The sequence below is a fragment of the Burkholderia sp. MSMB1459WGS genome, assembly GCF_001534535.1.
In the GTDB taxonomy this organism is placed as follows: Bacteria; Pseudomonadota; Gammaproteobacteria; order Burkholderiales; family Burkholderiaceae; genus Burkholderia.
The window spans coordinates 429,039-441,433 of the sequence record NZ_LPMU01000044.1 but is presented as its reverse complement, the minus strand read 5'-3'; the positions used below and the strand labels follow the sequence as shown (position 1 = coordinate 441,433).

Sequence of the window (12,395 nt, the reverse complement as noted above, 5' to 3'; positions counted from 1 at the left end):
CTGACTGCATTGGGCAGCCGCTAACCCGGAAATTCACCCACCCCCTCCAGCCCTATTGCAGAAAACGGCCTACAGGAGCACTCATAGGCTTCTAAACTGTTGCGACTGGTGTGACCGGTGAGCCGGCTGCCCCTGGCAGCCGCAGCGGCGGCGCCGTCAGCAGGAACCTGTTGCGACCACGCACGCGCAACCACCGACTCAGGGGCGAGAGCAACCATTGCTCTCCCAGCGGCACACCCAACTTGAACAGGCAATGTTCGTGGATGGTGCTCGCAGCGCCCGGTGGTGGCGGCAGAATCTCAACAGCACGATTGTCCGAAATGAGGGCTGCGACACCGGAGTCAGTGATCCATTGCAGCAATCGGGAGTCGGATCCATCGAGCCCCGCGCAGCTGTTGTGCAGCCGCCAGGGGTCTGGCGCCCTGTTCATCTCGAGCAGTAATTCGTCAAAGCCCGTGCATAAACACAGCATGTCTCCGGATTCGACCTCCACTCCGTCGTCATCGAAGATTCGCATGAGTTCGTCATAGCCGACGCGATGGTGTTCGCGGCCAAAACGCTCGAACAGGTCGACCATTACGCCGCGCCCTTGCACGCAAGTCGCAGCCATCGTGTCGATGCCTAGTGGTCCGGCGCTGACGCCTTCATGACTCGCCCATTCCTCGACATCCTCTCGCGGCGGCGGCGTCAGAATATGTTCGCCACCGCGCCATCCGTTGTAGTAGACGACCTCGGCGATGCCGTCACCGTCCGCATCAAACTCGGCGCCGACGTGTGCAAGGCTGTCCCATTGCGTCGAGTATTGAGTAGAGAGGAGCACGGCGTCGTCGCAGACAACCGACCGCCGCCCGGTGCCCGGCACAGGTCGCGCGTGATTGTGAAAGCACTGGCCGCCAAGCATCGCACCAAACAGCCGGGGCGGGTGTCGCCGGGGATTGGCGACATCGCCTCCGGGGTAGTCGAGCGGCAGGCTCAAGCAAAACGTGATGCCTTCCCGTGCCTCTGCGAGACCTTGCCTGACCTTTTCTGGTGTCAGGAGATTCAGCCTGCCGATCTGATCCTCGTCACCGAAATCACCCCAGTTCGACCCCTCCGGCCGACGTACCCACCGCTTGTTCACGCTGTCTCCTTGAACCCCAGGTTTCCGCTGAACATACAGTTCCGGAAAGGAACGTGTCAATATCGATTATTAGTATCGATATAATAATCAACCCGGCAGAACACCCTTGTAATTGACCTTCCAGCGTACCAGGGGCATCTCGTTTTGCTGCTCCCACGCATGTGCCACCCAACCGGCAATGCGTCCAAGCCGCACGAGATTCGCGTCCGGCTCGGCGCCGATGCGTCGGTTCACATAGGCAGCCAGCAGGGCAAAATCCGGTTGCTGGCCCGTAAGATCAATGGCGAGGTCGATAGCGCGCTCGAAGCGTGCAAAGTGCCGGTCTGTAGCCAACAGAACACGCAACGAGGCCCACAATGCTGCCGAACGTGGATCTGGTGCATTGAATGGCGAATAGCCAAACCCGGGAATGTCTTCGCTCTCCCGCATGCGAATCCTGATCGGCTCGGTCGAATCCTGGGCGTTGTCGATTTCGGCCAGAAAGCGGGAAAACGCACCGACGCGAACGGCCGGCAAGCGTTTGCCCGTGGCAGCCGACAGGCCAGCAATCACGCACCGATAGGGCGTTGCGCCGGTACTGGCCGCCGCGCGAGCGACGTAGGTTGCGGGATGCAATGCCTGATCGGCCGAAAGAACGAGCACCCTGCGTACGGCATCCTCAAGTTTCGGTCCGCATTTTGTCGTCGCACCAATGTAGCGATGCAGCGGCAGCCTGGCCGGAGATGACTGTCCGAGCATCCAGGCCGCGAACCAGCGCAACACGTCTGCCCCGGAGCGAAGAAAGCCATGCTTGCCGAGATCGTGCGCACGAGGATTCGCCGCCTCGATGACGGGAAGCAGCATGATGGCTCGGTCCAGCGCACTAAAGGTGCCACAGGCCTTGAGCAGCGCATCACTCTGTGGGGGAAGCGCGGTCGCAGGGCATTCAAAGGGATCGAAGTCACCGGCATCCCACAGCAGCCGGGCAACGTCCTCCAGAGTGGCCTTCTCTGCCAGATCGATGGCACTCACACCGCGATAGAAGGAGCCCGCTTCGGTCATCAAGGTGATAGCCGACGAGCCCGTGAGACCGGGCGCGGTGTCGCGCGCCGAGGCAGGCGCGATCCCCGACTTGATCTGTTCAATATCCGAGCGCAGGTACCGGCTGACCCGGCTGCCGCGAGTCTTGTGCGCACGGATGTTCTTGCGGCTGACATAGGTATAGAGCGTGGGCACGCTGACATTCAATGCGCTCGCGGCTTCCTCCGCCGTCATGTAAAGGCTATCGCTGGAGCCCAGCGGCACGGGAGTTGTGTTTGTCATGGGGGGGCGGAGATCAAGTCAATATATCGACAATTATCATCGAGATTGACTGATGATGCCACATACATCGACACTTGTTCCCAACCGGGCCATTGATCATCCGGATGGAGACAACATGAAGGAATGCAGGTTTATTGCCGCGAGCGGGATGCTCGGCATCGGCGTCCCCGAAGACAGCTTGCGCAAGGCGATGGCGTGCGAGCCACATTTCGTTGCTGCCGACGCCGGCACCACGGACGCGGGTCCGTTTGCATTGGGAATGGGCGTGTGCGCGTTTCCACGTGAAGCGATCTTGCGGGACCTCACCACCCTGCTGCGAAACACCGTGCCCGCCAAGGTTCCACTGCTGATTGGCTCGGTGGGCACGGGCGGCGCAGACGTGCACGTCGACTGGTTCATGGATATCGTGCGCGAGGTCGCGGCCTCCCAAGGGCTGGAGCTCAAGGTAGCCGAGATTCGCTCGGAGCAGTCAAAGGACTTCCTGCTGGAACAACTTGGGCAGGGGCGAATCCGCGCGCTCAACCCGGCTCCCCATCTCGATGAAACGACGATCCGGCGCAGCGAGCGCATAGTCGGCATGATGGGCGTCGAGCCGTTGCAAGCCGCGCTCGCCGCCGGCGTTGATCTCGTTGTGGCTGGGCGGTGCAGCGATCCCGCACTGTATGCGGCCATGCCGATCCAGATGGGCCTGCCGCATGGGCTCGCCTGGCACGCGGGCAAGGTCGTCGAATGCGGCCCCTCGGTTTGCGAAAGGCCCGCACATGGCATGATCGTCGGCTATGTGCGGCCCGACGAAGTGGTGATCCAGCCGATCGGCCCAGGTTTGCGTTGCACGACACAATCCGTCGCCGCGCATAGTCTTTACGAGAACGCCGATCCGTTTTGCTTCACTGAGGCCTCCGGCGTACTGGATATCAGCGAGACCGTTTACGAACAGATCGACGACACAAGCGTGCGGATACGGGGAAGCAAGTTCAGGCCAGCCGAGCAGGCGACAATCAAGCTCGAAGGCGCCGAACTTGTGGGGTATCAAAGCATCATGGTGGGCGGCATCCGCGATCCCTTTATCCTTGGCGAATTTGACGACTGGCTCGGCAAAGTGATTCAGCGTGTCGAGCTGTCGGTGGAAAAGGTATTCGGCAAATCATTGGAAGCGATGGGCGCGAGGATCGACTATCACGCATACGGCCGCGACGGCGTAATGGGGGCGCTTGAGCCAGATCGTGCACGAATCCCGCACGAGATCGGTCTCGTTGTCGAAGCAACCGCTGCGGACCAGCAAACCGCCAGCGCCTTGGTGCAATTGACACGGCAACCATTGCTGCACCAGCCCACGACCAAGTGGAAAGGATCGATCACGGGCTTCGCTTGCCTGCACAACCCGGCGCACATTGAACGCGGGCCGGTGTATGCCTTCAACATGAATCATGTCGTGCTGCCGGATACGCCAGTATCCATGTTTCGGACCGCCATCGCGCATATCGAGGAAGCCAGGCATGCAACTCTCTGACATCGCGGCGATGATCCGCAGCAAGAACGCAGGCCCTTTTGTCTTGACCTTTGACATTCTGTTCAGTAACGACGAGAGCTATGAACTGGTCAAGCGCTCGGGGGCGCTCAACGTCGAGATGTTTTCGCGTCTGTATCACACCACACCCGACAAGGTCCGGTTTTTCGAATGCGACAGTGCCCGCGCATTCAAGTTCAGTATCCCGCATCCGTCGACGCAAGGTGCACTGGGGGCATCGGATCTGCACGGCGGGCAGCAGTTCATTCCGCTATTGAGCGTCCGGATCGACTGACTGGTCGACCCAGGAGGAGACAACATTGAACAAGATATTGATGGCTGCAAGAGCCACGGAAAGTCGCGCGCCCGCCCGCAACGATCCTGAGAATGCCGCTGCGGTGGCTCAGATCGGTGCGCGCATTGACGCGCTGAACGGGTCGATGCGCCTTTGGGGATGGGTCGCCCTGATCGCGGTGGGCGGCTTCTTCGAAATTTACGACTTGGCTTTGACGGCTCCCCTTTCTCCAGGACTCGTGGCAGCGGGGATTTTCAAAACAGGGAATGCTGGCCTGTTCGGATTTTCCGACCAGGCAACCTTCATAGCAGCTACCTTCCTCGGCCTGTATGTCGGTGTGATCGGATTCGCAGGATTAGGAGACCGGTTCGGTCGCAAGGCTGTGTTCGGCTACGCGCTGGCCTCCTACGCTCTCGCGACGTTTGTCATGGGGTTGCAGAACGACTCAATCTGGGTCTGCTTCTGGCGATTCCTGGCAGGTGTCGGACTTGGCGCCGAGTCTGTCGCAATCGACTGCTTCATCGTGGAAATCATGCCCAGGCACCTCCGGGGCAAGGCGTTCGGCATGGGTAAATCCATCGAATATTCTGCAATCCCCATCGCAGCCCTGCTGGCGGCCGTCCTGGTCCCGCGCTCGATATTGGGCATTACGGGGTGGAGGTGGTTGACCTTCCTTCCAGCGGTGGGGGCTGCGGCTTTTTGGATATTTCGCCGAAACTTGCCGGAGTCCCCGCGTTGGCTTGCGTCGCAAGGACGTCGGGAGGAGGCGCACGCCGTGCTCGACGCCTTTGACGCTGGCGAGCCGCCTGGAGTGCAGCCCGCACCGGTTGTGTCAGCGCCGACAGGGCCCAGCACGGCACACCGCACTTCCCCTCGCTACGTGCGCAATGCGATGTTGATGATGATCGTCTACTTCGTCTTTCAGAACATTGCCTACTACGGATTCAGCAACTGGATCCCCACGCTGCTGGAAGCGCAGGGTGTGCCGCTACAGCACAGCCTCTTTTATACCTTCGGCGTCAGTCTTGCAGCGCCGTTGGGCCCAATATTGGTCGCGTTGCTGGCAGATCGATTCGAGCGCAAGCACCAGATCATCGTAATTGGCCTGGTCGCCATCGTATTAGGTGTCGTCTTCGCACACTCCGCCTCTCCCATTAGCTGGATCAGCACGGGCATCGGATTGACATTCGCGAATGCGGCCTTGAGCTTTCACGGTCATGCTTACCAAAGCGAAATCTTCCCTACGTCCATAAGAGCCCGCGCCGTTGGCTTCGTGTACTCGTTTACGAGACTTTCGGCAGCCATCAGCGGGTACATCGTTGCCTTTGCTCTCACGCGTGGCGGAGTCACGACCGTGTTCCTTACGATCAGCGGCTGCATGCTCGTCGCGGTGGTCACCATCGGACTGGCCGGCCCGAGAACACGCAACAGGACCTTTGAGGAAATAACGGGGCAGCCGTGATCAAGATAGCCACTCCTACTGGAGGGTCATCTCTTGACCCGGACGGTATGACGGGCGCATCCCGCTGCACGAAACCATGATTTTCGGCTCCCGACCGCACCGAAAGGCCGCGGTCAGAGTGCCAGTCTTATCTGCCGTTTGTCGCCAAGCTGAACTTCCTTGAAGCGGCATTCCGGCAGAGATGTTTTGGCGTCGAGGAGACAGACGCCTCTGGAGACCGTTTCCGTCAACTCGCACTGCTGGCCCCCGGGCCGGGCAGACGCGACTGTCGGTGACGTTTAGGCCATCACAATTCGATTATTTATATAGGTCTACGAATGAACAAGGGTCCACTTGCTGCAATCCTGTTTTCCTCGGCATTCAATCTTGCGCATGCACAGTCAAGTGTGAGCCTCTACGGTATTGTTGGCGGAGGCGTCAGATGGGTCAATGGAACGAAGGGAGGCTCGACAGTCGAATATTCCAACATTATCGCGCCGAACCGGTTCGGCCTGACCGGCTCCGAAGACATCGGCGGTGGAGTGAAGATCATTTTCCGTCTGGAAAACGGCTTCAACTCCTCAAATGGCACCTTGGCCACAAATAACGTCCTTTGGTCCCGTCAGGCATATGTTGGATTCGATGGGACTTATGGTCGTCTGACGATGGGACGCCAGTTCAGCTCCTTTGAGGATTTGGGTATTTCTCTGGATCCGTCACAGATTGGCGGCGCAGATCCGGCGATCACTCCGGGCGGTCTTCTCGGTGTGAATTTTTTCACTTTGGATAGCCGCTTCAACAATTCCGTGAAGTACACAAACGGCTTCGCCGGAGCAAAGCTTAGTGCAAGCTATTCATTCGGCGGTGTCGCTGGGAACCAGCGCGCAGGATCCAACTATTCGGCGGCCGCCAGCTACGATACGGGACCGCTAAGAGGCGGTATTGCATATCAACGCACCTACAATGCGGATGCAAGCCAGATGGCACAAAACTACTACGCCGGCGGCGTGTGGCAGATTGGACCCGTTCGCGCCTATCTCAGCTATCTGGTATTAACCGTGAGTGGATCGACGAAAGCTCCTTCCCAGCGACGTGATGATGTGCCGCAGGGCGGCGTCGTCTGGCAAGTTACGCCGGCATTTGCGGTGACTGCTGCCTACTACGATGACATCGCCAGTAACCTGGGCAATGTTAAAGGCGCCAGTGGTCACAAGCAGACTGCGTATGTGATAGGCGAATATTTTATTTCCAAGCGAACCGAGATCTACGTGGAAGCCGACCGAAATCATTTTTCCGGCGCCTACAAGAAGGATCCGACGAATATCGCGGTTCTCAATCGCAGCCCCGGGAGTTCCGGTATCACCGGCATATCGGTCGGGCTACAAACAAAATTCTAGGGACGGCGTATCGGCAGTCGCGTCAAGTTACCGCCAATTTTGCCAGCAATTTAACATCCACTCGTCGGAGCAGATATGAATCGGATTGCAGTGAGAGGCATGACATTGGTGTGCTTGCTCTTTACATTAAATGCGGTCGCGCAACCGGGACAGCCCGCGAGCGGTAACGCGAATGGTGAAATGGCGTCAGCACCGACATCGCAAAAAGCCGTGCGCTCCGCCAACCGGGCCTTATCAAAGCGCGTCTTGAAGGCGCTGTCGCACGTCAAGGGGCTAGACGCTACCGGAATATTTGTTAAGGCTTCGGACGGCAACATCATCCTGTCTGGAGTGGTCCAGGAAGCCGGTCAAATTTCTCTCGCGGTACAGGCGGCGGGGAACGTCGAGGGTGTGAGGTCCGTTCGCGAAAGCCTTCGGTTAGCTACCCAACCCACTCAGTGAGATACCACACTATGTGATTTACGCTGGTTCGCATGTCTCGCGAACCAGCGATTCAAACGCCGGCGCGCGATCACTCCTCGTAGCCGACGACGTCCTGCCCAACCTCCACACTGCTCACCTCGCCAAAGTAAAGGTCTTCGACTCGCTGACTTCGGCCAAATCGAGCAACAGCCGAACATGGCGCGCCATCAGATCGATCTCGCGAAACAGCAGTTCCTTGCCATCGCTCCCCGGTTGCAACTCGATCTGACCTCGGATCAAGGTAAGCGGTGTTTGCAGTTCGTGCGCGGCCGAGCCAAGAAACTGGGGCTGCACCGTGAAGCCATTGTCAAGTCTGCCGAGCGACTCGTTGAAGGCGTTGAGATACGCAGCGCGTCGCGACACGTGGCATTGCGCTCGACTACCAGAACCAGTTGTTTCATACGCGCCTCTTTCGCGATGCAGGTTGGTCGGGCAAACCACCCGGTCCGTTTTCGTTAGGGGCCTGCAGCGCGAAACCTGCGCCCCGGATGTTCGCCAGTCGTGTTGCGGCGCCAAGCGCCGTCAGCTTCTTGCGCAGCCGGTGCAAGGTCACTTCCAGCGCGTTCGGTGTGACCGCCTCGCCCAAGCCCCAGGCGGCATGCTCGAGTGCGGCGTGCCGCACGGTCCGGCCGGCGGCCTTGACAAGGCACAGCATGATCTGCAATTCGGCCTGCGCGAGCATGACCGTCTCGGCGCCGCGGCGCATCGCGCGCTGCTGCGGGTCCACGGTGATGTCGGCGAACGACACGACCAGTTCCGCCAGCGTCGGCGGCCGGCGCATCAGCGTACGCACCCGGGCGACCAGTTCGCTCATCGCAAACGGCTTGGTCACATAATCGTCGGCGCCACTCTCGAGGCCGTCCACGCGGTCGTGCAGCGCATCGCGCGCGGTCAGCATCAGGCAGGGCGTCATCTGGCCTGCTGCACGCAACGCGCGCAGGAAGGTGAGCCCATCCTCGTCCGGCAATCCACGATCGATGATCAGCACCGCATAGTCGCCCCGGTTGACACCGTAGCTGGCCTCGGAGACAGTGGAAAACAGATCGGTTTCGATTCCCGCGCCCGCCAGGGCCTGGCGCACCATCGCGGCCAGGCGCTGGTGGTCTTCGATCAGTGCGACTCGCGACATGACGCAGCGCTCATTTGAATTGATAGAAGTAGCCGATTTTGACACCCGGAATGTACCGCCTTCCGACGATCGGGCTGTCGGTAATGCCGCTGCTGAGATGGGATACGCCGAGGTCGACACTCACCATCTGATGGCGGGTGAACTTGTAGTCGACCCGCGTGCCGATCGACGTGTTGTAGGCCGCCTTGCCAGTGTATTCAGGCCGCCCCGCCCGCACCTCGGATGGTCGCACGCCGTAATAATAGTTAACGTACTTGCTGCTCAGCCAGTCGACACCGGCATGCGGCTCGATCAACCAGTTGCCCAGATCGAAGGACTTGCTGAACTCGAGGTTCGCCATCTCGCCTTTGTTGCCGCCAAGCAGGTAATCGCCCGACAGCGTGCCGAATGTGGTTTTCCACGCGAGCGCCGGACCGTACCAGAACGCGCCGCTGCGATTCTCCATGCCGTTCAGGATCGGCGCGTCGGACCCCTTGTAGCCGCCGAAGACGTCGAACTTGCCGCGCAGCGCGAAGGACACGTCACTCCACTTGCCGACCTTCAGGTCGACCGTGGTGCCGAAGGCGTGTACCCATTTATTGTCCAGGGAGATCAGCGGAATCGGCGACACCCGGCTGCTGTCGCCCCTATAGGGCGACGACTCGATGCCCACTGCCGCACCGAGTCCCCAGTGGGTCACATTGGTCGCATTGCTCAGAATGGTGAAGCCATTGTCTTCCGCCTCAGGAGGGGCTGCGCTGACACCGTCCGCCCAGGCTGCGCCTGAATACAGAACGGCCGATGTGACAGCCAACAGCAGTGGATGCTTACGGCAAAGAGTTTTTATCACAGTCGTTTCTCAAAGTGGAGGGGTGGGACCGAGCCGACTCTAAGACCGACCGACTTACCGGTTACTTACTCATCAAAAGGCTGCGAACCGGGCGAGACGATGTATCTGGCCTGGAAGCTAAAATCCGCACGCGTCAGTCATGCGGTTTCGAGCGCGCATGGGTAGGCGCTTGTGGTTCTCTGTGGTATTCACGCCTTTGTATTAATCGCGGCGGTTCAATTGCCGCGTTGCCTAGGAGCACTCGGCTTACCGCTTACTTACCGGAATGCCAACCCGCCCGGCAGACGGAGATCAGGCCGGTAAGTGTAAGTAGCGCCTCTTGTCTACGGAGTCTTGCAGACCTGAATCGCCGCAAAGAAATTCAACCAGAATGCTCGCTACCAGCTTCGGCGTTTCTTTCAGATCCTCGTTCCAGGGCGACGAGCGGTCCGCTCCAGCGAACTCGATACATTCGCAATAAGGGAACGTCGTCCGCAACGTCACGAATGCCTTCTTAAGATAATCCGGACGTCACGTGCATTGCCGTCGTGTTGGAGTGCACCGACGCGATGTGAGAACGGATGCGTCCGAGGTGCGCGCCGTCACGGGGTGACATCGGTGGTTGTATCGCGTCAGTTGTCCCAAAATGAAAAATCTATGTCCCAAAATATCAAGTGAAAGAAGCCGGGGGCGGTAGACTGAGCCGCGTCCCATCGGCCGGGACAGCTATAGAATCGGAACAGCTAGGGGCAGGTGCGTCGTTGGCGGCACACCGAACTTCGCGTAGGTGAAGTCGTGTCGATGCCGGTTGGTCATATTCGCGAGTCTGTATCGGCACCGATCTGCGTGGAATGCGGATCGGATGTCCGAGAAATGTGGCGCAATGTATTGCCTGCATGCCGGCGCGTTCCGAATGGTTAACGCTAGAGGTCCATTCAGCATGACAAATTTCGTCTTCGTTCACGGCGCTTTCCACGGGGGTTGGTGCTTCGATAAACTCCGCCCTTCTCTGGAAGTTGCCGGTCACCGCGTACTGACACCCACGCTAACGGGAGTCGGGGAACGCTCTCATCTTTCGACGTTGGGACCGATCAATCTGGACACTCACATCCTCGATATCGCCAACCTCATCAAGTGGCGAGACCTCGACAATGTCGTGCTTTGCGGCCACTCATACGGTTGTCTCGTCATTACCGGGGTTGCCGACCAGTTGCACGACCGGATTGCTTCGCTCGTTTATCTCGACGGCCCGCTCCCGGAAAAAAGCGGCGACTCGCTCTTTTCATTGTTGCCCAATCTGCTATTGCCGTTCACCGAACTCAGCGCATCGCTCGGCGGTACGCAGGTTGCAAACTGGCCTTCGAAAGTATTCGGTGTCGGCGAGGAACATCAGGCGTGGGCCGACTCGAAACTAACGTCGCACCCTTTGGCTTGCTTTACGCAGCAACTGTCTCTCACTGGCAAGTTCAAGAAAGTACCAAAGAAGGTATTCATCTACAACTCGAAAGACATCGGCATCCCAAGCCCTATCCCGGAGTGGTACGAGGCGCAGCGCGATCTTCCTCAAACTCACGTCTATTCATTGGACGGCGGGCACGATCTGATGATCGACAAGGCAAGCGAGGTTGCGGAGATATTGCTGAAGCATGCGTGAGGCAGTCGAGCGGCGACCGCTCTTGCAAGGAGCTCCGGTTCAACGGGATTTGTCTCGCCGCCATCCGTCCTGAAGCACTTCCTCGAAATCAACCCCACCCCACAGATATGGACGGCGCCCAGCGGGCGCCACTCGGACCTCTCATGAGTCGCCCCCTCTTGTTTACACCGACCCAGATCGGTAACCTGAAACTAGACAACCGCATCGTGATTGCCCCGATGGCCCAATATTCGGCCGCAGACGGGCAGATGAACGAATGGCACCTGATTCACCTTGGGCAACTGGCGAGCTCGGGCGCAGGACTGCTTACGATCGAGGCGACAGCAGTCACGGCCGACGGACGCAACACCCGTGGCGACGTAGGACTTTATTCCGACGACTGCGAGGCCGCCATGGCGCGAGTGCTGCGCGGCGTCCGACGCTGGTCAGACATGCCGATCGGCATTCAGCTCAATCATGCCGGGCGAAAAGCGTCGCGACAAAAGTCGTGGGAAGGCGGTGCACAGGTTCCGCCTGGGCAGCCGGACGGCTGGACGGCCTATGCGCCGTCACCGCTCGCGTTTACGTCCGGCGAGATGCCGCCGACTGCACTGGACCGCGACGGTCTCGCGGCGATCCGCAACGCGTTCGCTAGCGCAGCGCGACGCGCATCCCGGCTTGCTCTCGATTTCATCCAGATTCTTGGCGCGCACGGCTACCTGCTCCATGAGTTTCTCTCGCCTCTCTCAAATCAGAGAACGGACGAGTACGGCGGCTCACTGGCCAACAGAATGCGGTTTCCGCTGGAGGTCTTCGAGGCGGTGCGGGATGCGTTTTCGCATGACCGCCCCGTGACGATGCGGGTGTCCGCAACCGATTGGGTGGAAGGCGGTTGGTCCGTCGAGGATACGATCGCCTTTGTCGACGCATTACAGGCGAGAGGCTGCGCCGCTATCAATGTCTCGAGCGGCGGGTCGAGCCCGGCACAGCGAATCCCGATCGGACCCGGCTATCAGGTTCCTCTTGCACGCGCGATAAAGCGGGCGACCACACTGCCGGTGATCGCCGTTGGCCTGATCACCGAGTTCGAGCAGGCCGAAGCTATCCTCGGCACCGGGGACGCCGATCTGATTGCGCTCGCGAGAGCTGTGCTGTACGACCCGCGATGGCCCTGGCATGCCGCCGCTCACTTCGGGGTTCAAATCAAGGCACCGAAACAGTATCTCCGCGCTCAACCCAACCGGTTGCGCGATCTGTTCGTCTGACTTGCCCTGCCCGGGGAGACTACCCCGATGCCGCGA

Annotated in this window: 12 protein-coding genes; 7 read left to right on the top strand and 5 right to left on the bottom strand. The window is 59.6% G+C overall.

The features are described from left to right. Positions 1 to 91 precede the first annotated feature (91 nt). Together WT97_RS18620 and WT97_RS18615 are read right to left on the bottom strand one after the other, a co-directional pair. The gene (locus WT97_RS18620) at positions 92 to 1,120 is read right to left on the bottom strand and encodes a cyclase family protein (RefSeq protein ID WP_060354023.1); all 1,029 of its coding nucleotides are present in this window, start codon (positions 1,118 to 1,120) and stop codon (positions 92 to 94) included. Positions 1,121 to 1,207: 87 nt separating this feature from the next. Further along, positions 1,208 to 2,422: a citrate synthase family protein gene (locus tag WT97_RS18615; RefSeq protein WP_060354022.1), complete on the bottom strand. Its 1,215-nt coding sequence runs from the start codon at positions 2,420 to 2,422 to the stop codon at positions 1,208 to 1,210. 52 nt (positions 2,423 to 2,474) lie between these two features. On the opposite strand from WT97_RS18615, the gene WT97_RS18610 reads away from it, so the two are divergent. The 5 genes from WT97_RS18610 (at position 2,475) to WT97_RS35200 (ending at position 7,503) form a co-directional block, all read left to right on the top strand. Continuing rightward, on the top strand, positions 2,475 to 3,932 hold the full coding sequence (locus WT97_RS18610) for a DUF1446 domain-containing protein (protein WP_257128517.1): 1,458 nt from the start codon (positions 2,475 to 2,477) through the stop codon (positions 3,930 to 3,932). After that, positions 3,919 to 4,224: a DUF4387 domain-containing protein gene (locus WT97_RS18605; protein WP_060354020.1), complete on the top strand. Its 306-nt coding sequence runs from the start codon at positions 3,919 to 3,921 to the stop codon at positions 4,222 to 4,224. The genes WT97_RS18610 and WT97_RS18605 overlap by 14 nt, the downstream gene beginning before the upstream one ends. Positions 4,225 to 4,249: 25 nt before the next feature. Continuing rightward, entirely contained in the window at positions 4,250 to 5,686 is a 1,437-nt protein-coding gene (locus tag WT97_RS18600; protein ID WP_257128516.1) for an MFS transporter, read from the top strand. A 317-nt stretch (positions 5,687 to 6,003) separates the two neighbouring features. Further along, positions 6,004 to 7,062 carry a porin gene (locus WT97_RS33065; RefSeq protein WP_082751422.1) on the top strand — a complete coding sequence of 353 codons (1,059 nt, stop codon included), beginning with the start codon at positions 6,004 to 6,006 and terminating at the stop codon, positions 7,060 to 7,062. 75 nt (positions 7,063 to 7,137) lie between these two features. Continuing rightward, positions 7,138 to 7,503, top strand: coding sequence for a BON domain-containing protein (locus WT97_RS35200; protein WP_082751421.1), 366 nt, complete (start codon positions 7,138 to 7,140; stop codon positions 7,501 to 7,503). 114 nt (positions 7,504 to 7,617) lie between these two features. On the opposite strand, the gene WT97_RS18595 is transcribed toward WT97_RS35200, so the two are convergent. From WT97_RS18595 to WT97_RS18585, 3 genes are read right to left on the bottom strand one after another with little or no spacing between them, the layout of a single operon-like run. Beyond that, on the bottom strand, positions 7,618 to 7,887 hold the full coding sequence (locus tag WT97_RS18595) for a histidine kinase dimerization/phospho-acceptor domain-containing protein (RefSeq protein ID WP_060354019.1): 270 nt from the start codon (positions 7,885 to 7,887) through the stop codon (positions 7,618 to 7,620). 34 nt (positions 7,888 to 7,921) lie between these two features. Beyond that, positions 7,922 to 8,653: a response regulator transcription factor gene (locus WT97_RS18590; protein WP_060354018.1), complete on the bottom strand. Its 732-nt coding sequence runs from the start codon at positions 8,651 to 8,653 to the stop codon at positions 7,922 to 7,924. A 10-nt stretch (positions 8,654 to 8,663) separates the two neighbouring features. Then, positions 8,664 to 9,482, bottom strand: a complete 819-nt coding sequence (locus WT97_RS18585) for a MipA/OmpV family protein (RefSeq protein ID WP_156440278.1) — start codon at positions 9,480 to 9,482, stop codon at positions 8,664 to 8,666. Positions 9,483 to 10,401: 919 nt separating this feature from the next. Between WT97_RS18585 and WT97_RS18580 the strand changes: the two genes are divergently transcribed. Together WT97_RS18580 and WT97_RS18575 are read left to right on the top strand one after the other, a co-directional pair. After that, positions 10,402 to 11,115 (top strand): alpha/beta fold hydrolase, encoded by a 714-nt coding sequence (locus WT97_RS18580; RefSeq protein ID WP_179949787.1) that lies wholly within the window; start codon positions 10,402 to 10,404, stop codon positions 11,113 to 11,115. A 143-nt stretch (positions 11,116 to 11,258) separates the two neighbouring features. Beyond that, positions 11,259 to 12,359: an NADH:flavin oxidoreductase/NADH oxidase gene (locus WT97_RS18575; protein WP_060354086.1), complete on the top strand. Its 1,101-nt coding sequence runs from the start codon at positions 11,259 to 11,261 to the stop codon at positions 12,357 to 12,359. Positions 12,360 to 12,395: the final 36 nt, after the last annotated feature.

Coding starts and splice junctions, on each gene's coding strand:
- WT97_RS18580 (WP_179949787.1), top strand. CDS start 10,402: ATGACAAATTTCGTCTTCGTTCACGGCGCTTTCCACGGGGGTTGGTGC.
- WT97_RS18605 (WP_060354020.1), top strand. CDS start 3,919: ATGCAACTCTCTGACATCGCGGCGATGATCCGCAGCAAGAACGCAGGC.
- WT97_RS33065 (WP_082751422.1), top strand. CDS start 6,004: ATGAACAAGGGTCCACTTGCTGCAATCCTGTTTTCCTCGGCATTCAAT.
- WT97_RS18575 (WP_060354086.1), top strand. CDS start 11,259: ATGAGTCGCCCCCTCTTGTTTACACCGACCCAGATCGGTAACCTGAAA.
- WT97_RS18615 (WP_060354022.1), bottom strand. CDS start 2,422: ATGACAAACACAACTCCCGTGCCGCTGGGCTCCAGCGATAGCCTTTAC.
- WT97_RS18590 (WP_060354018.1), bottom strand. CDS start 8,653: ATGTCGCGAGTCGCACTGATCGAAGACCACCAGCGCCTGGCCGCGATG.
- WT97_RS18610 (WP_257128517.1), top strand. CDS start 2,475: ATGATGCCACATACATCGACACTTGTTCCCAACCGGGCCATTGATCAT.
- WT97_RS35200 (WP_082751421.1), top strand. CDS start 7,138: ATGAATCGGATTGCAGTGAGAGGCATGACATTGGTGTGCTTGCTCTTT.